Origin of the sequence: Dokdonella sp., from assembly GCF_051958935.1 — a bacterium.
Taxonomy (GTDB): Bacteria; Pseudomonadota; Gammaproteobacteria; order Xanthomonadales; family Rhodanobacteraceae; genus Dokdonella_A.
In genome coordinates this window covers 1-21,886 of sequence record NZ_JBQCFP010000098.1, presented here as the reverse complement: position 1 = coordinate 21,886, position 21,886 = coordinate 1, and the positions used below count along the sequence as shown (strand labels likewise).

The following is a 21,886-nucleotide window of genomic DNA, read 5'->3' as shown; positions in this document are numbered from 1 at the left end:
GCCGTGCGTCTGCCTGACGTGCTCGAGCGAGACACGCCCGCGCAGCACGCGGTAGACCCAGGTGGTATAGGCAAGCACGATCGGCAGCAGCAGCGCAGTGACGAGCAGCATGAGGCCGAGCGTCGTGCGACTGCTCGACGCATCCCACACGGTGAGGCTGCTGCGCGGATCGAGGCTCGACGGCAGCAGGAACGGGAACAGCGCGAATCCGGCCGACGCGATCGTGCCCGTCACCGCGAGGGAACTCGCGAGGAACGTCGAGAGATGATGGCGGCGGCCGCACAGGAACGGCGTCGCGAGCGCCGCGGCGAGCGCCACGATCGCGGCCACGACTGCCCAGCCGCCGAGCGGCGAATCGACGAGCCAGTTGCCCCCGAGCGCGACCGTTTTGGCGAGCGGGTTCGACGGCCCTGAGGGCGTCGAGCCACCCTGCAGCGAGTACCCCGGCACACCGAAATACAGCACGAGCCCGGCCGCCACGTACAGCGCGGCGAAGGCCGGCGCGAGCAGGCGCACGGCGCGCTCCGCACGCGCGAGCACGACATCCTCGCTCTTGACCGCGACCCACGCGGCGCCGTGCAGCAGCAGCAGCGCGACCGACACGAGCCCGGTCAGCAGCGGGAACGGACGCAGCAGGCCGAAGAACCCGCCTTCGTAGGTCATGCGCAACGTCTCGTCGTAGCGGAACGGCACGCCGAGAAAGAGATTGCCGAACGCGACGCCGAACACCAGCGCGGGAACGATGCCGTGCAGGGTCAGCAACCAGTCCCAGAAACCGCGCCAGCGCGCGTCAGTGAACTTGTTGCGGAAATTGAAGCCGACCGGCCGCACGATCAGTGCGAGCAGGGTCAGCAGCATCGCGAAATAGAAACCGGAGAATGCGGCTGCATAGAGCAGCGGCCACGCCGCGAAGATCGCGCCGGCGCCGAGGATGAGCCAGACCTGGTTGCCTTCCCAGATCGGCTCGACCGTCTCGAGTACCGCGCGGCGTTCCGTATCGTCGCGGCCGAGCACCCGCAGCAGCGCGGCGATGCCGAGGTCGAACCCGTCGGTCACCGCGAACCCGACCAGCAGCACGCCGAGCAACGCCCACCAGATCACCCGCAGCGTTTCGTAGTCAGGCATCACGATCCTCCTCGCGCACTGCGCGCGTCGCTTCGCGTGGATGGGCCTCGCATCATGGGTTCGCCGCCACGACCGAATGGTCCGGCACGGGCTCCGGCATGGCCGGCGGCCACATGCCGAGGCCGTCCGGCCCCTTGCGCGCGTACTTGAGCATGAGCACGGCGTCGACGACGGCGAGCGCGCTGTAGAACAGGACGAAGCCGGCGAGGCTCGTCGCGACCTGCGCCACCGACACCGACGACACGCCGAGCGCGGTCGGCAGCACGCCTTCGATCGCCCACGGCTGGCGGCCGTATTCGGCGACGATCCAGCCGAGTTCGATCGCGAGCCACGGCAGCGGCAGGCTCCACAGCGCGGCCTTGAGGTACCAGCGGCGTCGATCGAGCTCGCGCCGCGCGGAGAGCCAGAACGAATAGGCGAACAGCGCGATGAACCAGAGTCCGCAGCCGACCATGATGCGGAATGCCCAGAACAGCACCGGTACGTTCGGGATCGTGCTCGCCGCGGCCTTGCGGATGTCGTCCGGGCTGGCCGTCGCGGGATCTGCCAGGGTGCGCTTGAGCAGCAGCGCGTAGCCGAGGTCGCGCTTGTGCGCCTCGAACTCGGCGCGCGCCGCGGCGTCGTTGCGATCGACGCGAAGGCGTTGCATCGCCGCGTACGCCTTCAGGCCGCCGGCAATGCGCGTTTCGGCGTCGCCGACGAGTTCACCGATGCCGGGCAGCACGCGGTCGAGTGAGCGCGTGCCGATGACGCCCATCAGCCACGGGATGTGGATCGCGTAGTGGGTCGTGCGTTCGGCGACATCGGGGAAACCGAACGCGGTGAACGCCGCCGGCGCGGGTTCGGTCTCCCACATCGCCTCGATCGCCGCGAGCTTCATCTTCTGGTGCTCGGTCACCGTGTAGCCCGACTCGTCGCCGAGCACGACGACACTGAGCGCGGAGGCGAGGCCGAAGCTCGCCGCGACCGTCATCGAGCGTTTGGCGAAGTCGACGTTGCGGCCCTTGAGCAGGTACCACGCACTGATCGACAGCACGAACATCGCGCCGAGCACGTAGCCAGCGCTGACCGTATGCACGAACTTCGATTGCGCAACCGGATTGAAGATCACCGCGCCGAAGTCGGTGATCTCCATGCGCATCGTGTCGAGATTGAACTCTGAACCGACCGGATTCTGCATCCACGCGTTGGCGATGAGGATCCACAACGCCGACAGGTTCGTGCCGAGCGCGAGCAGGAAGGTGACGACGAGGTGCTTCACGCGCGAGAGACGGTCCCAGCCGAAGAAGAACAGGCCGATGAAGGTCGCTTCGAGGAAGAACGCCATCAGTCCTTCGATCGCGAGCGGCGTGCCGAAGATGTCGCCGACGTAGTGCGAGTAGTATGCCCAGTTGGTGCCGAACTGGAATTCCATCGTCACGCCGGTGGCGACGCCCATCGCGAAGTTGATACCGAACAGCACGCCCCAGAACTGGGTCATGCGCTTCCAGATCTCGCGCCCGGTCATCACGTACACCGCTTCCATGATCGCGAGCATCCACGACAGCCCGAGCGTGAGCGGCACGAACAGGAAGTGGTACAGCGCGGTCAGGGCGAACTGCAGGCGCGACAGCGTGACGACGGTCTCATCGATCATCGGGAGCCTCGTGAACGGGAGCCAGCAGGTGGTCGGCGATGGCCGCGGGATGGGTGTCAGCGCGCGGCAGCGGGCGGATGCAGAAGAACCAGATCAGCACGAGTGCGGCGAGCTTGAGCACGACGATCGCGCCGAACTCGAAACCGAAGCGGCGACCGCCACGGCTGCGGAACCAGGACGCTTCCTCAGGGCGATGCGAGTCGTTCACCGCATCAGGTTACGCCGGTCGCGCGCCGCTGTCTTGCGACAGGTTGACGCGGTGCGGCCGGGACAGCAAGCGCGGCCTGCTTCGTCCTCGGCAGCGAGGCGAACGCGCGCCGGTACGACCATTCGGCGAGTTCGCGCAGGTAGGCACCCGGCACGCTGCGCACGTCGACGACCGTGACCCAATGGAAGCGCGCCATGTAGCGCGCCGGCTTGATGCCCGGAATGCCCGTGAGTTCGAGGAAGCGCTCCGGCGTCGTGCGGAAGCTGAAGCGCCACTTCTCTGGCTCGGAGAGTTTGAAATACGCGAATTGCTTGCCGCCGACTTCATGGAGCAGGATGTTGTGCGGTGGACCGAGCGCGCGCGACATCGCACCGGGCAAGCGCGCGCAATACGCCTTGAGTGCGCGCACATCCATGCGCCGGCCCCCGTCAGCCGAGCGCCGCGAACGCGTCGCGCGTGAGGTTCTCCGGCTCGCCCTCGGTGCATACGACGTCGTCCTCGATGCGGATGCCGCCGTATTTGCGGAACGCATCGACGCGTGCCCAGTCGACGTCCTTCGCTGCCGGTTTGTTCCTGAGCTCGGCGAGCAGCATGTCGATGAAGTAGAGGCCGGGTTCGATCGTGACGACCATGCCCGGTTCGAGCGCGCGCGTCATGCGCAGGTACGGATGACCCGGCGGGCGTGGCAAGATGCCGCCGCGATCGCTCGCCTGGAAGCCGGCGACGTCGTGCACCTGCAGGCCGATCGGATGGCCGAGGCCGTGCGGGAAGAACGTCGAGGTCACGCCGCCGTCGAGCGCGGCCTCCGCGCTCATGCGCACGAAGCCGTGTTCCTTGAGGATGCCGCCGAGCACGAGGTGCGCGTCGACGTGCAGGCCGGGATAGCTCTGCCCCGCGCGCACCTTCGCGACGAAGCCGCGCTGCGCGGTATCGACGGAATCGATCAGCACCTGGAATTCGCCGGCGTCCGCCGCGGCGTAGCTGCGCGTGATGTCGCTCGCGTAACCGTGGAAGCTCGCACCGGCGTCGATGAGGAACGAATGCGCGCGTGCCGGCGGCGCGTGCGCGAGTTCCATGTAGTGCAGCACCGCGGCGTGTTCGTTGAGCGCGATGATGTTGTTGTACGGCAGCTCGTTGTCGCCCTGGCGCGCGCTCGCCATGTAGGCGACGTGGATGTCGAACTCCGACGCGCCGGCGCGGAACGCGCGCTCGGCCGCGCGGTGCGCACGCGCGCCGATCTTGCTCGCGACGCGCATCATCGCCAGTTCGTAGGCGGTCTTGTACGAGCGCTGCCAGTGCAGGTAATCGAGCACGCCCTGCGGATTGTTCGGCGCGAAGCCGTCGAGTGCGGCGGTCGCTTCGCCGATCACCGCGCAGCGCGCGACGTCGTTGGGCAGGTGCGCGCGCGCATCCTTCGGCTCGCGGATGACGACGATCTCGAAATGCTCGACCCAGTAGCCCGCCGGCGCGTCCGGCACGACGTGCCAGTAGTCGTGCGGTTGCAGGTAGACGAGCTTCGGCCGGCGTCCAGGCGTGTGCACGATCCACGAACCGGGCGCCTTCGTCACCGGCAGCCAGTGCTTGAAATGCGGGTTGACCGCGAACGGATACGGCCGGTCGTCGAGGAACTGCATGGCCGGCTGGCCTGCTGCGATCACCAGGTGGTCGAAGCCTTCGCGCAGCAACGCCTTGTCGGCGCGCGCCTGCAGCGCGGCGAGGTGCTCGGCGTAGAGCGGGTGCAGGTCGGGGTGCTGGGTATCCATCGCGGGCTCCGGAGCGGAACCCGCATTGTGCCGCCAACGCGCGGCCGCGTGTAGACGCGGCCGCGCTCGCTCAGCCGCGCTTCGGCTTGAACTCCTTGCGCAGCCAGTCGTCGAGCATGCGCTTCTCGAAGCGCAGCGGATCGCTGTCGTCGGGCGTGCTGCGCATGAGGAACGCGCTGTCGCGCAGCTTGCGCTCGCCCGAGGCGAGCACGCGGCCATCCGCGCCGGTCAAGGTGAAACGCAGGTCGATGCGCGGCGGGTAGATGTCCTTGACGATGCGCACGTCGTTCCATTCCGGGCCGCGCCAGGGTTCCACGCGCCCGGCGCGATCGACGTCGGTGAAGGTCACATCGAGACGCTCGCCCGCGGGCAGGATGCGGTCCGCGCGCTGTTGGAGGTGCCTCGACAGCAGCGCGAGCCATTCCTCCGGGCGCATCTGGCGGATGCCGGGGTTGTCGCGGGTGTCGGAGAAGGCATGCGGGTCGGTCCAGTCGACATTCACGCGCGCGCTGAGGTCCGCCGCGCCCGCGATCGTCGCGAAACACAGTGCAGCCAAGGTCGCGCCGCGACCGGCAAGGCGTAGGGTCATGTCGATCTCCTCGTGATTCGATACTCCCACGACGGAATCCGGGGCCGCGGCGTCGCGTCCGGATTGCCGTTTGCGCATGGTGAACCCCCCATTGCGCGGCGGTTCATGCGCCCGAGCCACCCTCGAGAGCGGATGCCACCCAACTGCTCTGCGACGATCGGTCGATCCGAGCCGTCTCGTACGAAGTTCACACTACGACGAGGTCCGCCATGAGCATCAAAGGGACCATTGCCTCGACGCTCGCGGCGGCAGCCGTGATCCTCGGCGTCGATGCGCAGGCGATGCATGTCGATCCGCAGGGGCTTGGCCAAGTACTCGTGTTCCCTTACTACAGCGCCAATGGCGGCAACGACACGCTGTTCGCCATCACCAACACGCGTGCGCACGCGAAGGCCGTGCGCGTGCGCTTCCACGAAGGCTATGACGGGCGCGGCGTGCTCGATCTCGACGTCTACCTGCCGCCGCACGGAGCATGGTCGGCGAGCGTCACGGCGCCGGCCGGCGACGCGTCGCCCGCGCGGCTCGTCACCGGCGACGACGCGTGCACGGTGCCCGCGCTGGCGTCCCGATCGATCGACTTCAGCGGCACATCGTACGCGGGCGAGAACGCTCCGACGGGCCCGACCGGCCACGCCGACGGTGGTCCGCAGTCGGCGGACCGGACGCGCGAAGGCCATTTCGACGTGTTCGAAATGGGCGAAGTGACCGGCAACCAGCACGGCAGCGCCCAAGCAATCGCCACCGGCGATTGCGCGGCCATTGCCGCCGCGTGGGCGCCGGGCGGCGCCTGGGACGCCGACCCCGATGCCGACCTCGGGGCGCCCGCGGGCGGTCTCTACGGCGTGGAATACGTCGTCGACGTCGCCCGGGGCACGATGTTCGGCGTCGACGCGGTCGCGATCGATGGCTTCCGCGCGGCGCCCATGCATACCGCGCCGGGCGCCGCGATGCCCGATCTCGACAGTGCGAGTGCCGGCGCCGACGGCCGCTACGCGGCCCTCGTCGGCGTCAACGGCGGGCCACGCACCCTCCAATACGAGCGTCCGGTGGACGCGGTCAGCGCGCTGTTCATGGCGGCTTCGCTCGAGGGCGACTACACGCGAAGCGAGTCGATCGGTGCCCGCACCGACTGGATCGTGACCGCACCGACGAAGCGGTTCTACGTCGATCCGGCGCTCGCCGGCGGTGCCGCGACACCGCCGTTCGAGGTCGGTTTCGCCCACTCGTACACGAGCGGGCAAATGACGGTCCATGGCGGCGTGGTGGAGCAGTGGGCGAGCGCGTATCCGTACGCATGTGCGAACGTCGCCGCGGTCAGCTACGGCCGCGATGGCATCGCCCTTGCGCTCGCTGCCGCGAACGCCGGCGGCGGCGTGGACCCGACGGCGGCGGCGTCGAATCCGGCGCTGACGCCGTGCCTCGAAACCTCGGTCCTCGCCTTCATGACCGCGCCGGACTCGTCGGGCATCGACCTGCCTGTGTCGGCGATCGGCTCGCGGCTCACGAATGCGACCGATCCCGGTGCACACGTCTCGCGCAATGTTTCGGGCATCGAGTTGCTGCCGGCCGCGGGCAGCCTTTCGCTCGACCTCGCGCACGACATGCGCGGCGCGCCGATCGCATCCCACGCGCTCGCGGCGGCGTCGAACGGCGACGTGCTCATCGGCCTGCCGGTGGTAGCGTTCTCGGCGACTACGTTCGTCAACGATCACGTTTCGGAGGGCGTGCTCGCGAACTACGGCGCCAGCGCGAAGGTGCGAAGCCGGGTCGCCTGCATGAACACTGGAGGCGCATGTCGCTGAGCCGCATCCGCGGGCGGCGTCGCGGCCGCGTCAGAGCCAGCGCCGCTTCGTCCCGGCGAGGATCGAGAGCATCTGTGCGCGCATCAACGGCAGCCGGCCGAGCGGCCCGAAGCAGGCATCACGGAGCGGCGCCAGCGCCGCGTGGTCGGACTGGAACAGCGGTGTCAGCCAACGGCTGATCGCCTGGTATATCGCGACGTGGCGCGCGCGCCGGCGCGCATAATCGGGCAATGCCGCGGCGACATCGCCGCGCTGCACATCGAGCGCGTCGGCGAGCGCCTGCGCGTCGAGCAGGGCCATGTTGACGCCTTGGCCGAGCTGCGGGCTCATGCCGTGCGCGGCGTCGCCGATGCAGACGACGCGATCGCGCCACGGCCTTCGCAGCACGACGTCGCGATAGCGCGCGCGGTTGAGTTGCGCGGGTTCCACCAGCGTGCGCGTGCGTTCGGCGAGTTCGGGCCAGAGGCGCTGCACGTCATCGTGCAGGCGTGCGAGGGCGCCGGCGTCGAACGCGTCGATCTCAGCGCCGGGCAGGCTGTAGTAGAACGTGAGCCAGCGCCGTGCGCCGTCGGCGGGTCGCCGGCCGACCGGCAATGCGCCGAGCATCGTGCGCGTGCCGTCGTAGCGCTGGCGCAGTTCCGCCGCGTGAGGCCAGTCATCGGCCGGCAAGAGGCACCACATCGCGCCCCAGGGATAGAGCGGATCGCGCGCGACGTGGCCGGCCTGGGCGCGCAGTGACGAGTGACTGCCGTCGGCGACGACGACGAGGTCGTACGGGCCATGCCGCCCGACGCCGGCATCGGTGAGCGATCGCCCGTCGGTGGACAGCGCGGTGATCGCGGTGCCCGTGCGGATCATCGCGACCCGCTCGCACGCGTCGTGCAGCAAGGCGAACAGCGCGCCACGCGTCATGCCGAGGCCGAACAGGTCCGGCGCGAGATCGGCGTAGCACATGTCCATGATGCGGCGGCCTGCCGCGTTCACGCCGTGCAGGCGCTCGATCCGCGCGCCGTTCGCCAGCGCGGCGTCGGCGAGGCCGAGATCGGCGAGCACGCGGAGCCCGGTCGGTTGCAACAGGAACCCCGCGCCGACCGGGCGCAGCGCCTCGCTGCGCTCGAACACTTCCAGATCGTGGCCGCCGCGCGCGAGAAACAGCGCAGCGGCCTGCCCGGCGGTGCCGTAGCCGACGATCGCGATCTTCATGTTTTCCCCTCCGGGGCGAGGGTAGTCGCGCGGACGCCCGTGGTGGAAGTCCTCGCCGGGCGGTGGTCGGGCGGCGGCGAACGTGTTTCAATGCGCGCGGAAGCGGGGGTGCCGGCGGTGGCCGGCTGAGAGAGTCCCTTCGAACCTGATCCGGTTAGCACCGGTGTAGGGAGCTTGGATAGGTCTCGTGCGCATTGCGCGAGGCGAAGGTCGCGCGCCTGCGCGGACGTTCCGCGAAAGCTCCCCTGTCGTATCGATGCCGAGGAGCTTTGCGATGAATGCCGTTCCCTCCGCGCTGCTGCGCGAAACCGCCGAACTGTCCGGCTCCGTGACGCGGCCGATCCCCGGCTCGCGCAAGGTGCACGTGGCGGGATCGCGCGCCGACCTGCGCGTACCGATGCGCGAGATCGCCCTCGCCGACACGCCCTCGACGTTCGGCGCGGAGAAGAACGCGCCGTTCACCGTCTACGACACGTCCGGTCCGTACACTGACCCCGCGTATCGCATCGATCTCGCCGCCGGCTTGCCCGCGCTGCGCGCGCGATGGATCGACGAGCGCGGCGACAGCGAACAGCTCGCCGATTTCAGCTCACCGTTCACGCGTCGACACGCGGCCGCGCCGTCGCTCGCCGAAGTGCGCTTCCCGGCGATACCCAAGCCGCGCGTCGCGAAGGCGGGCATGAACGTGTCGCAGATGCACTACGCGCGGCGCGGCATCGTCACGCCGGAAATGGAGTTCGTCGCGATCCGCGAGAACCAGCGCCTCGAGGCCGTCCGCGAGGCGCACCTGCTGCGCCAGCATGCGGGGCAGCCGTTCGGCGCATCGATCCAGAAGCTGATCACGCCCGAGTTCGTGCGCGAGGAAGTCGCTCGCGGCCGCGCGATCATTCCGAACAACATCAACCATCCGGAAAGCGAGCCGATGATCATCGGCCGCAACTTCCTCGTGAAGATCAATGCGAACATCGGCAATTCGGCGGTGTCGAGCTCGATCGCCGAGGAAGTGGAGAAGATGGTGTGGGCGATCCGCTGGGGTGCCGACACGGTCATGGACCTCTCCACCGGCAAGCACATCCACGAAACGCGCGAGTGGATCCTGCGCAATTCGCCCGTGCCGATCGGCACGGTGCCGATCTACCAGGCGCTCGAAAAGGTCGGTGGCGTCGCCGAGGACCTCACCTGGGAGCTGTTCCGCGACACGCTGATCGAGCAGGCCGAGCAGGGCGTCGACTACTTCACGATCCACGCGGGCGTGCGCCTGCCGTTCGTGCCCCTGACCGCACGGCGCATCACCGGCATCGTCAGCCGCGGCGGCTCGATCATGGCCAAATGGTGCCTCGCCCATCACCGCGAATCGTTCCTGTACGAACGATTCGAAGAGATCTGCGAAATCATGAAGGCCTACGACGTCGCGTTCTCGCTCGGTGACGGCCTGCGCCCGGGCTCGATCGCCGACGCCAACGACGCCGCACAGTTCGCCGAACTCGACACGCTCGGCGAGCTCACCCAGGTTGCGTGGAAGCACGACGTGCAGGTGATGATCGAGGGCCCCGGCCACGTGCCGATGCACCTCGTCAAGGAGAACATGGATCGCCAACTCGAGAAATGCGGCGAGGCGCCGTTTTATACGCTCGGGCCGCTGACCACCGACATCGCCCCAGGCTACGACCATATCACGAGCGCGATCGGCGCGGCGATGATCGGCTGGTACGGCACCGCGATGCTCTGCTACGTGACGCCGAAGGAGCACCTCGGCCTGCCGGACAAGCAGGACGTGCGCGACGGCATCATCACCTACAAGCTCGCCGCGCACGCGGCCGACCTCGCCAAGGGCCATCCCGGCGCGCAGGCGCGCGACAACGCGCTCAGCAAGGCGCGCTTCGAGTTCCGCTGGGACGATCAGTTCAACCTCGGCCTGGATCCGGAGAAGGCGAAGGAATTCCACGACGAGACCCTGCCCAAGGAGGCGCACAAGAGCGCGCACTTCTGCTCGATGTGCGGCCCGAAGTTCTGTTCGATGAAGATCACCCAGGACGTGCGCGACTACGCCAGGGAACACGGCGTCGCCGAGGAACAGGCGCTCGCCGATGGCATGGCGGAGAAGGCCGCCGAGTTCCGCGCGCAGGGCAGCGAGGTGTATCGACCGGGCTGAGTTGGCCCGCCTTCAGCTGGCGGACATGCGCGCGCCGTACCCTAGGGCGGCGTCGCCCGCAGCCCGGGCACGCCGTACCCACCGATGCAGGAGAAGGCAGGCATGGCCGCGAGTCCGCGTAGCGACAAACCGTTCCTTTCCGACATCCAGACGATCCGCCAGCGTGCGCGCGCGCACATGGAGCGCGGGGCCGTCACCGACAGCTATACGCTGGATCGCGCGACCGTCCTGAAACTGCTCAACGAGGCGCTCGCGACCGAGATCGTCTGCGTGCTGCGCTACAAGGCGCACTACTACCTCGCGTCGGGCATCAATGCGAAGAGCGTAGCCGCCGAATTCCTCGAGCACGCGGCGGAGGAGCAGGCGCACGCCGATCGCATCGCCGAGCGCATCACCCAGCTCGACGGCCAGCCGAATTTCTCGCCGGACGGCCTGTCGGGGCGCAGCCATTCCGAGTTCGTCGTGCCCGAGGACCTCGCCTCGATGATCGAGGAGAACCTCGTCGCCGAGCGCATCGCGATCGACAGCTACCGCGAGATCATCAACTACGTCGGTGATCGCGACACGACCACCAAGCGCCTGCTCGAGGAGATCCTCGCGGTCGAGGAAGAGCATGCCGAGGACATGAAGACGCTGATGGAGAACTTCGGCCAAAAGGGCGAACCGGCCAAGCCGGGGGCCGGCGGGAAGGAGTAGGGCCGCGATGGCCTAGAATGGGGGCGTGATCGCGGGCGGTCGTCGCTCGCGGCGCCGCTCGCGGGCGCGTTCCGTGGCGCGCGGGCATGAACGGGGAAGCGCATGGAAGGAAGCTCGCTCGGCAGCGTTCGGTCGTGGCTGTTCCGCGGCATCGGTGCGCTCATCGCCGCTGCCCTGGTGCTCGTGCTCGCGCTCATGTGGTGGTGGGACTACGAGCCGGACCATTTCGATGTCGTCGCCGGCGCGCAGGCACGCCTCGCCGCGAAGGGCGAGCGCGTCGTCACGGGCAGCGTCACGACGGGTGCGCTGATCACGACGGCGCAGACCCTGCTCGACAAGCGCGGCGGCTATCTCAGCAACGACCGCCTGCCGCCGGGCGTATTGATGGACAACGTGCCGAACTGGGAATTCGGCGTGCTCACCGCGACGCGCGACCTCGCCCGCGCGCTGCGCAACGACTTCAGCCGCTCGCAGACGCAATCGATCGAGGACAAGGACCTGCAGGAAGCCGATCCGCTGTTCAGCTCGCCGAACGACCGCTGGCTCCTGCCGAGTTCGGAGAGCCAGTACCGCAAGGCGATCGCGCGCGTCGACGCGTATCTCACGCGCCTCGGCGACGGCGACGACAGCAACGCGCAGTTCTATGCGCGCGCCGACAACCTGGCCGACTACCTGCAGGTCGTCTCCGCGCGCCTCGGTTCGCTGTCGCAGCGCCTGTCGGCGGCCGCCGGACAGGTGCGCATCGACACCGACCTCGCCGGTGACGAACACGCGCGGCAATCGACGCCGGCGCCGAGTCCGCGCCTCGTCAAGACGCCGTGGACGAAGATCGACGACAACTTCTACGAAGCGCGCGGCTACACGTGGGCCCTGCGCGAGCAGCTCGAGGCCGTGCGCGCCGACTTCGCACCGATCCTCGCCAGCAAGAACGCGACGGTGAGCCTCGAGCAGGTGATCCGCGAACTCGAGGAATCGCAGAAGTCCCTTGGCAGCCCGATCGTGCTCAACGGCACCCCGTTCGGCTTCTTCGCCAACCACTCGCTCGTGATGGCCAATTACATCTCGCGCGCAAACGCCGCGGTGATCGACCTGCGCGAGCTGCTCAAGCGCGGCTGATGCCCGAGCACGAAGCCGAAGACTGACGCACGAGGGACACGAAGGAAAGCAGGCGGAACAGCTTGGGCTGAACGAGGCTGCGGTCGCGCGCGCGGGTCCGGGCATGCCAAGATTCGCGATCTGTCCGCCGCCGCGAGTTGCCGATCCCGTGCTTCCATCGACTGAACCCGACTGGCGCGCCGCACTGCGGCATCCCTTGACGGTGGCGGCCGTGCTGTTGTTGCCGATCGTGTTCCTGCTCGGTCCGCTGCCGATCGACGAGACGCGCTATCTCGCAGTCGCCTGGGAGATGCGCCAGACCGGCGAGTTCCTCGTGCCGCATCTCAACGGCGCGACCTATGCGCACAAGCCGCCGCTGCTGTTCTGGCTGATCAACGCGGGCTGGCTGCTGACCGGCGTGCACGCGTGGACCGCGCGCGCCATGACCCTCTTGTGCTCGCTCGCGAGCCTCGTGCTCATGCAGCGCCTGACGCTGCGCCTCACGGGGTCGGCGGCCATTGCGCGCGCGTCGATGTGGTTCCTGCTCGGCGCAATCTATTTCGCGTTGTTCTCCAACGCGATCATGTTCGACGTGCCGCTCGCGACCTGCGTGCTGCTCGCCATGCACGGCATCCTCGACCTGGCGCAGGCGCGCACGCGGCGCGGCGTGCTGGTCACCGGCGGCGCGATCGGCCTCGGCATCCTCGTCAAGGGGCCGGTCATGCTGCTCGACATCGCGTTCGTCGCGCTGGCGGCGCCGTGGTGGAGTGGCGACCGTTTGGCCGGACGGCGCGCCCGTTATTTCGGCGCGTTCGCGCTGTCGATCCTCGTCGGCGCGATCATCGGCCTGGCCTGGGCGATTCCCGCGGCGCTGCATGGCGGTGAAGCGTACGCGCGCGCGATCTTCCTCAACCAGACGCTCGATCGCATCGGCGGCGTCAAGGGCACGAGTGCGCACGGCCGCCCATTGTGGTGGTACCTCGTGGTGTTCCCGCTCATGCTGCTGCCCTGGCCGCTGATGCTGCGCATGGGCACGCAGAAGCTGCGCGTGCTCGCGAAAGAGACGCCATGGCGTTTCGGCTTCGCCTGGGTCGCCCCGACCTTCGTCGCGTTCTCCCTCGTCGGCGGCAAGCAGCCGCATTACCTCCTGCCGACGATCCCGGGCGTGGCCCTGCTGCTCGCGTTCGCGCTCGACCGCGGCGCGTTGCGCCTGCGCGCGGGTGCGTTCGGGTTGTTCCTCGTGCTGTTCGGCGCGGCGACCGCGGCGCTGCCGTGGCTCGCGCCGAAGTGGCCGGCACTCGGGTTCGCGGCCGACGTGTCGCCGCTCTGGGGCGTCCTCATCATCGGCATCGGTGTCGCGCTCGTGGTCGGCGGCGCGCGGCTCCTGCAGCCGGCCGCCGCTGCAGTGGCGATGGTCGCAGTCGCGCTCGTGATCAAGCTCGCGGTGATCCAGGGCGCGGGCGAGCGCTACGACGTCGCCGCGCTCGCGGCGCGCATCCACGATGCGCAGCAGCGCGGGCAAGCGGTCGTGCATCTGGGCTGGCACCATGGCGTGTTCGAATTCGCCGGCCGCCTGACGCATCCGGTACCCGCGCTCGAAACGCTCGAGGCGTTCCAGACGTGGGCGCACGAACACCCCGATGGCTACGTCGTCAGCTTCTACCGGCGATTCCGCTTCCGCGCCGGTCCCGTCTATGCGCAGAAATTCCGCGGCGGCGAAGTCTCGATGTGGACCGCCGCCGACGCCCTCGCCTCCGGCGTCGATCCCTCCTCATCCCACGCCGGCGACGAACCGGACGAATCCGATGACTGACGTATGCGGATCGGGCAGGAAGAGCGACGCGTCAAGCTCCGGCTTTGGCGTCAGAACCCCGGCTTGAGCGCCGTGGCATCGTAACGTTCGACACCGGCGACGATTTCGGCCTTCGCCGCGGCAGCATCGGCCCAGCCTTCGAGCTTGACCCACTTGCCCTTCTCGAGGTCCTTGTAGTGCTCGAAGAAGTGGCCGATGCGCTCGAGCCAGTGGCCGGACACCTGGCCGATGTCGGCGATGTGGCCGTAGCCGGCGAAGATCTTCGCCTGCGGCACCACGACCAGTTTTTCGTCGGCGCCGGCCTCGTCGGTCATGCGCAGCATGCCGACCGGGCGGCAGCGGATCACCGAGCCCGGCACCAGCGGCAGGGGCAGGATCACCAGCGCGTCGAGCGGGTCGCCGTCGCCACCGAGCGTGCACGGCACGTAGCCGTAGTTGCACGGGTAGCGCATCGGCGTCGACAGCACGCGGTCGACGAAGATCGCGCCCGAGGCCTTGTCGACTTCGTACTTGACCGGTTCTGCGTCCTTCGGAATCTCGATGATGACGTTGATCTCGTCGGGCACGCTGGCACCGGCAGGGACGCGCTCCAAACCCATGTCTTTATCCTCAGGCTGTTCGAATCGGCGCGCCGCGGGGGGCGCGCGGCGGGCTGTCCCGCGCGGCGCGAAGGATACGGCAAAAGCCTGCGGCAGTGCAGCAAAAGACGGCGCGGCGCGCGCCGCTCAAGAAGCGAGTTCGGCCTTGAGCCGGGCGACCTGCTGCGGGAACCACTGGCCGTTCTGCTCGAGCACGTCGGCAACGACCTGCCTGGCGTCGTCCCGGCGGCCGAGTGCCTTGAGCGCCTTCACGCGGTACAGCGCGACGCCGAGGCGGTTCTCGCCGTACGCCTTGTCCGCCGCCTTCTCGAGCCAGGGCAGGGCTTCGGCGGCCCGCTCGCGCTCGAGCAGGCTGCGTCCGAACCGGTATGGATAGACGTAGTCGTCGGGCCACGCCGCGATGAGCTGCGGATACAGCGCATCGAGTTCGGCGTCGCGCTGCGCGCGCACAAGGTACACGCGCAGGTTGTCGGCGAGATTGCGGTCCTTCGTGTAGTTGCCACCGAGACGCGTTCGCGCATCGGCGATGGCGCGATCGAGCACGGCCTTCTCGGCGGCGGTATCGCCGAGCGCGGCGTCGACGTCGGCGGTCGTGACGACCGCACTGCGCTGGTCCGCACAGGCGGGGGCGGCGACGTAGATGTCGCGCGCGAGCATGGCTTCGAGCGCGGCGCGCTGTGGTTTCAGGATCGCGGCACGCTCGGCTTTCGGCTGCTTTTCGCTCGCTTCGAGCAGCGCGTCGACGACGTATGGACGATCGCAGCCGATGTCGCCCGCGAGCACGCGCAGCGCGGCGGCGACGGCGGCCGTGTCATCGTGCTCGGCGCGCGCGCGGGCCAGTGCGAGGCGGTCGCGCTGCAGGGTCACCACCTTGTCCTTGTCCGCCTTCGCGCGCACCTGCGCCGGCAATGCCGCGTACCACGCGAGGCCATCCGTGCCGGCGTCGCGCGCCTGGTATGCGCCGAGCACGGCGGCCACGGCGTCGGTGGAGCCGCCGGCGGCCTTGCGTCGCAGAGTCTCGAGCGTATTCGCGCCGGCGATGACGTGCTCGATCATCGGATAGAACTTCGCGCGCGGCTGTTCGGCAAGGATGCGCCCGAGTTCCTGGCCGTTCTCGTCGAGCACGACGTAGGCGGGCAGCGCCTTGACCTCGAGTTTCTTCATCCACGCCGCGCCATCGGGCGAGTCGGCGTCGACCGCCGCGACGACGACCTTGCGGCCGAGCGCGTCCCACTCGGCGCCATTGAGCACGTGCGTTTCCATGAAGTAGCACGAGTAGCACCAAGGGGCACTGAAATCGAGCAGCAGCGGCTGCTGCGCGCGCTTCGCCTTGGCGAGCGCGGCGTCGACGCTCGCCGGTTCCGCGGCGTGCAGGGCGCCGGCGAGCGCGAAGGCGAACAGCAGCGGAACGCGCTTCATGGCGCTTCCTTCGACGCGAGCTGCTGCCACAGGAAGCCGTAGGCGAGCGCATGCATGAACGCGGACTGCTGGTTGTCTGCCGCCGCGCCATGGCCCCCTTCGGTGTTCTCGTAGAACCACGCGTTGGAGTAACCCAACTCGCGCATGCGCGCGGCCATCTTGCGCGCCTGCGCCGGGCCGACGCGGTCGTCGCTCGTCGCCGTGTAGAACAGAACGGGCGGATAGTCCTTGCCCGCGGCAAGGTTCTGGTACGGCGAGAACGTCTTGATGAAGGCCCACTCCTCCGGTCTGTCGGGGTCGCCGTACTCGGCGATCCACGACGCGCCCGCGGAGAGGTGCGTGTAGCGTTTCATGTCGAGCAGCGGCACCTCGCAGACGATCGCGCCGAACAGCTCGGGGTATTGCGTGAGCATGTTGCCCATCAACAAGCCGCCGTTGCTGCCGCCCTCGGCGCCGAGGTGGCGGCGCGAGGTGATGCCGCGCTTGACGAGGTCTTCGGCGACCGCTGCGAAATCCTCGTAGGCGCGTGGACGGTTCGCCTTCAGCGCCGCCTGGTGCCAGCGCGGGCCGTACTCGCCGCCGCCGCGGATGTTGGCGACCGCGAACGCGCCGCCGCGCTCGAGCCAGGAGCGGCCGACGCTGCCGCTGTACATCGGCGTCAGCGCGACTTCGAAGCCGCCGTAGCCGTACAGCAGGGTCGGCGTGCGGCCGTCGGCGGCGAGATCCTTGCGGGCGACGACAAAGTACGGCACGCGTGTGCCGTCCTTCGACGTCGCGAAGTACTGGTGCACGTCCATGCCCTTGGCGTCGAAGAACGCCGGTGCGCGTTTGACCGGCGCGGCGTCCGCGCTGCCGAGCGCGCCGTAGTAGAGCGTGGTCGGCGCGAGGAAGCCGCTCACGCTGAGGAAGTACGCGTCGCTCGAATCCGCGTCGACGCCGTGCGCTTCGATGGTCGACAGGGCCGGCGCGCCGCCGAGCTTTTCGCGCCGCCATTCGCCGCTGCGTGGCGTGAGCACCTCGAGCCGGCTGACGACGTCGTCGAGGACGTTGAGGATGAGATGGTTGCGCGTCCACGAGTACGCCGACAGCGAGGTGGTTTCGGTCGGCTTGAACAGCACGGTCAGCGTGCGCTTGCCCGGCTTGTCCTGGTTGGCGAGGAAGGTATCGAACTTCGCGGCGAGCAGCGCGCCCTGCGGGTAGATCGTGTCGTCGAGGGTCCATGCGTCGCGCAGTTGCACGAGCAACCAGTCACGGTGCGTGTCGATCGTGGCGTCGGGCGGCACGTCGAGCTTGACGAGTTTCCCGTCCTGGCGGCGCACGAATGTCTCGCTGGTGTAGAAGTCGATCGTGCGCGTGACGAAGTCGCGCTCGAAGCCGGGTGTAAGGTCGCGCGAGGCGGAAATCGCGAGATCCTCGGCGCTGCCCTCGTAGACGAGCGTGGCCGCCGCGAGCGGGGTGCCGCGCTTCCATTCCTTGACGATGCGCGGATAGCTCGACTTCGTCATCGTGCCCGGGCCGAAATCCGTCGCGACGTAGATGCGGTCCTTGTCGATCCAGGCGACGTCCGTCTTCGCCTCGGCGAGCTCGAAGCCGCCCTTGACGAACTTGCGGTCGACGAGGTCGAACTCGCGCACGACACTGGCATCGCCGCCGCCCGGCGACAGCGCGACGAGGCAGCGCCGGTTCGCCGGGCGCAGGCACGACGCGCCCTGCCAGACCCAGTGCTTGTCCTCGGCCTTGGCCAGCGCGTCGAGGTCGAGCACCGTTTCCCAGCGTGGCTTGTCCTTGCGGTACTGCTGCAAGGTCGTGCGCCGCCACAGGCCGCGCGGATGGTCCTTGTCCTTCCAGAAGTTGTAGTAGCGGTCGCCGATCTTAGTGACCGCGGGGATCTTCGCGTCCGAATCGAGCACTTCGAGGATGCGCGTGCGCGTGCGCTCGAACTCCGGCGTCGAGGCGAATGCCTGCCGGGTTTCGGCGTTGCGCTGCTCGACCCATTCGAGCGCCCTGGCGCCATGGGTGTCCTCGAGCCAGAGCCAGGGGTCTTCGACCGGCGGAGCCGGCGGCCTCGAGGGAGTCGTCATGCAGCCGGTTCCGATCAGCAGCAGCAGGAGGGTGGCGAGACGCGGGAGCAGGCGCATGGACCGGTCCATCCGTCGAAAAAAACATCCTGCGCAAAGCTGAACGCCATTGTCCAGTGCGGACGGGCGAAGTGCGACATCGGTCACGTTTCGGTTTTCGTCGCACTTGAAAACCAGACTCCCTGCAATTCGGCCCCAAGAATGATAGATTGGGCCGGCAGTACCGGGTGCGACTAAGTCCATAGGCCTAGTCCGCGGGGGATTGCCACAAACTCAGGGGGGAAAACTCATGTACCGCAAACGTGCGCCCTTCGCGGCGCAGGCGTTTCTATGCGCGTCGGCCCTGTTCGCGGCGACGGCGTTCGCCGCGCCGGAGCCGGCGAACGACATCCCGGGCGTGCGCGTGCGGAGCGCGGCCGGCGTCGCCCATACATCGGCCGAGCTCATGCAGCTCGAGGCGACGCGGCCGCAACGCCACGCTCCACGCCCCCGACGCGAACACGAAGCGATGGAGCGTGACAACCTGCAGCCGAATCCCGAAGCACCGGCCGTGTCGCGCTATCCATCGTCGGCAACCAGCGAGCCGGAGCGTGGACCACGCGCGATCCATACACCGTCCACGTCGTTCGACGGCGCGACGCTGACCGATACCGGCGCGTTCCCGCCGGACTCGATGGGCACGGTCGGCCCATCGCAGTACGTGGTCGCGGTGAATGGCCGCATCCGCTCGTTCACCAAGGCGGGCGTCGCCGACGGCGTGCTCAACCTCGATACCGACGCGTTCTTCGCCTCGGTCATGACGCCGGTCAGCGGTTCGGTCGTGCTCAACTTCACGAGCGACCCGCAGGTGCGTTACGACCGCTTCACCGCGCGCTGGTACCTCAGCATCATCGACGTGCCGTGCACCAACGCGAGCTGTACCGCGACCGCGGCCAACCGCTGGCTGCTCGCGGTGAGTGATGCGGCGAGCAACGGCGTGATCAGCGCGTCGACGGTATGGACGTTCTTCTTCGTCACCACCGACCCCGGCTCGAATTTCTGCGACTATCCGTCGTTCGGCATCGACGTCAACGCGCTCTACTTCGGCTGCAACATGTTCTCGAGCGCGGGCTCCTTCGTGGGCACGAACGCGTACGTCGTGCAGAAGGCCTCGACGCTCGGCGCCGGGCCGCTGGTCGTCACGAGCTTCCCCAATATCGGAACTGCCAGCGCCGGCCCATTCGCGCCGCGCGGCGCCGACAATTTCGATCCCACGGCGACGCAGGGCTACTTCGTCGGCGTCGACGCCGGGGTGTTCAGCCGCCTGGTATTCCGCCGCGTCTCCAATCCAGGCAGCGCCACGCCGACGATTTCGGCGAACATCAATCTCACCGTACCCACGACCGGTGCGACCAACCCGGTCGAGCACGCGGGTAACACCGGCGGCAATAATGGCCGCCTGGACTCGCTCGACGATCGCCTCTATGCCGCAATGATCCGCGGCGGGCACTTGTGGACGGCGCACAACCTCCGCGTGAGCACGACCGGCGTCGCCAGTACCGCCACGACCGCACGCAAGGCCGCGCGCTGGTACGACATCCAGAACCTTTCGACGACGCCGACCCTCGTGCAGTCGGGCACGGTATTCGACAATGCCGCGACGCTCGCGGCTGCGCTCCAGTACTGGATTCCATCGATCACCGCGACCGGCCAGGGCCATGCGGTGATCGGTTTCAGCCAGGCCGGCACGCCGCTGGGTGCGACGCCCGCGTATGCCGGTCGACTCGCCGGAGACACGCTCGGCGTGATGACCGGTCCGCCGAATGCCGCCGCGATGCAGTACGGCATTACCTCCGCCAACTACAACCCGCCGTCCGATCCGGGTGGCGGGTCCGGCCGGCGCTGGGGCGACTATTCGTTCACGGTCGTCGACCCGCTCGACGACATGAGCGTGTGGACGATCCAGGAGTACAACCAGTCGCTCAACAGTTATGCGGTGCGCGTGGGCAAGCTGCTCGCGCCGCCGCCGGCGACGCCGACGTGCGCCGGCTCGCCGATCGCGTTCACGGGCGGCACGACCGGGAACGTCACGATCAATGCGACGTCGAGCGGAGGTTCCGGTTTCTATGATCCCGGCGCCAACCTGCCGCCGCCGGCGCTGCCGTTCAATCACATCTCCGCGACGGTCACCAATGCGACCGTCAACGGCGTGACCTACAACTCGCCGACGCAGGTCGTGCTCAACATCACCGCGAATGCGGCGGGCTTGCAGAACGTCACGATCACTAACCCGGATGGCCAGTCGGTCACCGCGAACGGGTGCATCAACGTGTCTGCTCCGGCCCATACGGTCACGCCGAGCGTGAGTGGCGGCAACGGCGCGATCAGTCCGTCGACGCCGCAAACCGTCAACGACGGTGCGACGACGGCGTTCACGCTCACGCCGGATCCGGGCTATCACATCCTGACGCCGGTCGGCGGCACCTGCGGCGGCAGCCTCGTCGGCAGCACCTACACGACGAATGCGGTCACCGCCGATTGCACGGTCGTCGCGAGCTTCGCGATCGACACGCATACGGTCACGCCGAGCGTGACCGGCGGCAACGGCACGATCAGCCCTTCGACGCCGCAGGCGGTGAACCACGGCGCGACGGTCGCGTTCACCCTGACGCCCGCCCCCGGCTTCTCGATCGTCACGCCGATCGGTAGCTGCGGTGGCACACTCGTCGGCAACGTGTTCACGACCGACGCGGTCACCGCCGACTGCACGGTCATCGCCTCGTTCGCGCAGGTCACGCACACGGTCACGCCGAGCGTCTCCGGCGGCAACGGCACGATCAGCCCGTCGACGCCGCAGACCGTCAACGATGGCGCGACGCTCGCGTTCACGCTGACACCCAATACGGGCTATCACATCGTGACCCCGGTCGGCGGCACCTGCGGCGGCAGCCTCGTCGGCAACACCTACACGACGAACGCGGTGACCGCGGATTGCACGGTCGTCGCGAGCTTCGCGATCAACACCTACACGGTGACTCCGAGCGTGACCGGCGGCAACGGGACGATCAGTCCGTCGACGCCGCAGACCGTCAACCATGGTGCGACGATCGCGTTCACGTTGGCGCCGGCGGCGAACTTCCACGTCGCCAACGTAGCCGGCACCTGCGGCGGCAATCTCGTCGGCAACACCTACACGACCAATGCGGTGACCGCGAACTGCACGGTGATCGCGAGCTTCGCGATCGACACGCATACGGTTACGCCGAGCGTGACCGGCGGCAACGGCACGATCAGCCCGTCGACGCCGCAGGCGGTGAACCACGGCGCGACGGCGATCTTCACGCTGACGCCCGCGGCGAACTTCCACGTCGCGAACGTGGCCGGTACGTGCGGCGGTTCCCTCGTCGGCAACACGTACACGACGAACGCGGTCAACGCCGACTGCACGGTCATCGCGAGCTTCGCGATCGACACGCACACCGTGACCCCGAGCGTGACCGGCGGCAATGGCACTATCAGTCCGTCGACGCCGCAGGCCGTCAACCACGGCGCGACGGTCGCGTTCACACTGACGCCCAATGCCGGCTATCACGTCGCGACGCCCGTCGGCGGCACCTGCGGCGGCTCGCTCGTCGGCAATACCTTCACGACGAACGCGGTCAACGCCGACTGCACCGTCATCGCGAGCTTCGCGATCGACACGCACACGGTCACGCCGAGCGTGACCGG

General features: G+C 68.5%; 16 protein-coding genes and 1 riboswitch. Of the genes, 6 read left to right on the top strand and 10 right to left on the bottom strand.

The features are described 5' to 3' along the window. The 6 genes from cydB to ACTHK2_RS08610 form a co-directional block, all read right to left on the bottom strand. On the bottom strand, positions 1 to 1,125 hold a 1,125-nt coding region (gene cydB, locus ACTHK2_RS08635), incomplete at its 3' end, for a cytochrome d ubiquinol oxidase subunit II (protein WP_440245301.1). A gap of 52 nt (positions 1,126 to 1,177) precedes the next feature. Continuing rightward, the gene (locus ACTHK2_RS08630) at positions 1,178 to 2,761 is read right to left on the bottom strand and encodes a cytochrome ubiquinol oxidase subunit I (protein WP_440245300.1); all 1,584 of its coding nucleotides are present in this window, start codon (positions 2,759 to 2,761) and stop codon (positions 1,178 to 1,180) included. Next, on the bottom strand, positions 2,751 to 2,969 hold the full coding sequence (gene cydP, locus ACTHK2_RS08625; RefSeq protein WP_440245299.1) for a cytochrome oxidase putative small subunit CydP: 219 nt from the start codon (positions 2,967 to 2,969) through the stop codon (positions 2,751 to 2,753). The genes ACTHK2_RS08630 and cydP overlap by 11 nt, the downstream gene beginning before the upstream one ends. 4 nt (positions 2,970 to 2,973) lie before the next feature. After that, complete coding sequence (locus ACTHK2_RS08620) at positions 2,974 to 3,384, bottom strand: MmcQ/YjbR family DNA-binding protein (protein WP_440245298.1); 411 nt, start codon at positions 3,382 to 3,384, stop codon at positions 2,974 to 2,976. A gap of 13 nt (positions 3,385 to 3,397) precedes the next feature. Next, complete coding sequence (gene pepQ, locus ACTHK2_RS08615; protein WP_440245297.1) at positions 3,398 to 4,732, bottom strand: Xaa-Pro dipeptidase; 1,335 nt, start codon at positions 4,730 to 4,732, stop codon at positions 3,398 to 3,400. 70 nt (positions 4,733 to 4,802) lie between these two features. Further along, a complete protein-coding gene (locus ACTHK2_RS08610; RefSeq protein WP_440245296.1) occupies positions 4,803 to 5,321 on the bottom strand; it encodes a DUF3016 domain-containing protein in 519 nt (172 codons plus the stop codon). Positions 5,322 to 5,530: 209 nt separating this feature from the next. Between ACTHK2_RS08610 and ACTHK2_RS08605 the strand changes: the two genes are divergently transcribed. Beyond that, positions 5,531 to 7,123, top strand: coding sequence for a hypothetical protein (locus tag ACTHK2_RS08605; protein ID WP_440245295.1), 1,593 nt, complete (start codon positions 5,531 to 5,533; stop codon positions 7,121 to 7,123). 30 nt (positions 7,124 to 7,153) lie between these two features. Here ACTHK2_RS08605 and ACTHK2_RS08600 read toward each other — a convergent pair whose 3' ends face one another. Beyond that, on the bottom strand, positions 7,154 to 8,326 hold the full coding sequence (locus ACTHK2_RS08600) for an FAD-dependent oxidoreductase (protein WP_440245294.1): 1,173 nt from the start codon (positions 8,324 to 8,326) through the stop codon (positions 7,154 to 7,156). A 94-nt stretch (positions 8,327 to 8,420) separates the two neighbouring features. Beyond that, positions 8,421 to 8,515: riboswitch (TPP riboswitch) on the top strand. Between the two features lie 85 nt (positions 8,516 to 8,600). On the opposite strand from ACTHK2_RS08600, the gene thiC reads away from it, so the two are divergent. The 4 genes from thiC (at position 8,601) to ACTHK2_RS08580 (ending at position 14,082) form a co-directional block, all read left to right on the top strand. Continuing rightward, a complete protein-coding gene (gene thiC / locus ACTHK2_RS08595; RefSeq protein ID WP_440245293.1) occupies positions 8,601 to 10,478 on the top strand; it encodes a phosphomethylpyrimidine synthase ThiC in 1,878 nt (625 codons plus the stop codon). An 84-nt stretch (positions 10,479 to 10,562) separates the two neighbouring features. Continuing rightward, positions 10,563 to 11,174, top strand: coding sequence for a ferritin-like domain-containing protein (locus ACTHK2_RS08590; RefSeq protein ID WP_440245292.1), 612 nt, complete (start codon positions 10,563 to 10,565; stop codon positions 11,172 to 11,174). 102 nt (positions 11,175 to 11,276) lie between these two features. Beyond that, positions 11,277 to 12,290, top strand: a complete 1,014-nt coding sequence (locus ACTHK2_RS08585; RefSeq protein ID WP_440245291.1) for a DUF2333 family protein — start codon at positions 11,277 to 11,279, stop codon at positions 12,288 to 12,290. A 148-nt stretch (positions 12,291 to 12,438) separates the two neighbouring features. After that, positions 12,439 to 14,082, top strand: a complete 1,644-nt coding sequence (locus ACTHK2_RS08580) for an ArnT family glycosyltransferase (RefSeq protein ID WP_440245290.1) — start codon at positions 12,439 to 12,441, stop codon at positions 14,080 to 14,082. Positions 14,083 to 14,132: 50 nt separating this feature from the next. Here ACTHK2_RS08580 and ppa read toward each other — a convergent pair whose 3' ends face one another. The 3 genes from ppa to ACTHK2_RS08565 all read right to left on the bottom strand — a co-directional run bounded on the left by ppa (position 14,133) and on the right by ACTHK2_RS08565 (position 18,238). Further along, positions 14,133 to 14,681 carry an inorganic diphosphatase gene (gene ppa / locus ACTHK2_RS08575; protein WP_440245289.1) on the bottom strand — a complete coding sequence of 183 codons (549 nt, stop codon included), beginning with the start codon at positions 14,679 to 14,681 and terminating at the stop codon, positions 14,133 to 14,135. 126 nt (positions 14,682 to 14,807) lie between these two features. Further along, entirely contained in the window at positions 14,808 to 16,100 is a 1,293-nt protein-coding gene (locus ACTHK2_RS08570) for a thioredoxin family protein (protein WP_440245288.1), read from the bottom strand. Beyond that, positions 16,097 to 18,238: a prolyl oligopeptidase family serine peptidase gene (locus ACTHK2_RS08565; protein ID WP_440245287.1), complete on the bottom strand. Its 2,142-nt coding sequence runs from the start codon at positions 18,236 to 18,238 to the stop codon at positions 16,097 to 16,099. Before ACTHK2_RS08565 ends, ACTHK2_RS08570 begins: the two co-directional genes overlap by 4 nt. Positions 18,239 to 18,467: 229 nt before the next feature. Between ACTHK2_RS08565 and ACTHK2_RS08560 the strand changes: the two genes are divergently transcribed. Further along, positions 18,468 to 21,886: InlB B-repeat-containing protein (locus ACTHK2_RS08560; RefSeq protein ID WP_440245286.1), on the top strand; the 3,419-nt coding region annotated here is incomplete at its 3' end.

Excerpts from the sequence above, each read along its gene's own strand:
- ACTHK2_RS08630 (WP_440245300.1), bottom strand. The coding sequence starts at position 2,761 with ATGATCGATGAGACCGTCGTCACGCTGTCGCGCCTGCAGTTCGCCCTG.
- ACTHK2_RS08620 (WP_440245298.1), bottom strand. The coding sequence starts at position 3,384 with ATGGATGTGCGCGCACTCAAGGCGTATTGCGCGCGCTTGCCCGGTGCG.
- pepQ (WP_440245297.1), bottom strand. The coding sequence starts at position 4,732 with ATGGATACCCAGCACCCCGACCTGCACCCGCTCTACGCCGAGCACCTC.
- ACTHK2_RS08610 (WP_440245296.1), bottom strand. The coding sequence starts at position 5,321 with ATGACCCTACGCCTTGCCGGTCGCGGCGCGACCTTGGCTGCACTGTGT.
- ACTHK2_RS08605 (WP_440245295.1), top strand. The coding sequence starts at position 5,531 with ATGAGCATCAAAGGGACCATTGCCTCGACGCTCGCGGCGGCAGCCGTG.
- ACTHK2_RS08600 (WP_440245294.1), bottom strand. The coding sequence starts at position 8,326 with ATGAAGATCGCGATCGTCGGCTACGGCACCGCCGGGCAGGCCGCTGCG.
- thiC (WP_440245293.1), top strand. The coding sequence starts at position 8,601 with ATGAATGCCGTTCCCTCCGCGCTGCTGCGCGAAACCGCCGAACTGTCC.
- ACTHK2_RS08590 (WP_440245292.1), top strand. The coding sequence starts at position 10,563 with ATGCAGGAGAAGGCAGGCATGGCCGCGAGTCCGCGTAGCGACAAACCG.
- ACTHK2_RS08585 (WP_440245291.1), top strand. The coding sequence starts at position 11,277 with ATGGAAGGAAGCTCGCTCGGCAGCGTTCGGTCGTGGCTGTTCCGCGGC.
- ppa (WP_440245289.1), bottom strand. The coding sequence starts at position 14,681 with ATGGGTTTGGAGCGCGTCCCTGCCGGTGCCAGCGTGCCCGACGAGATC.
- ACTHK2_RS08570 (WP_440245288.1), bottom strand. The coding sequence starts at position 16,100 with ATGAAGCGCGTTCCGCTGCTGTTCGCCTTCGCGCTCGCCGGCGCCCTG.
- ACTHK2_RS08565 (WP_440245287.1), bottom strand. The coding sequence starts at position 18,238 with ATGCGCCTGCTCCCGCGTCTCGCCACCCTCCTGCTGCTGCTGATCGGA.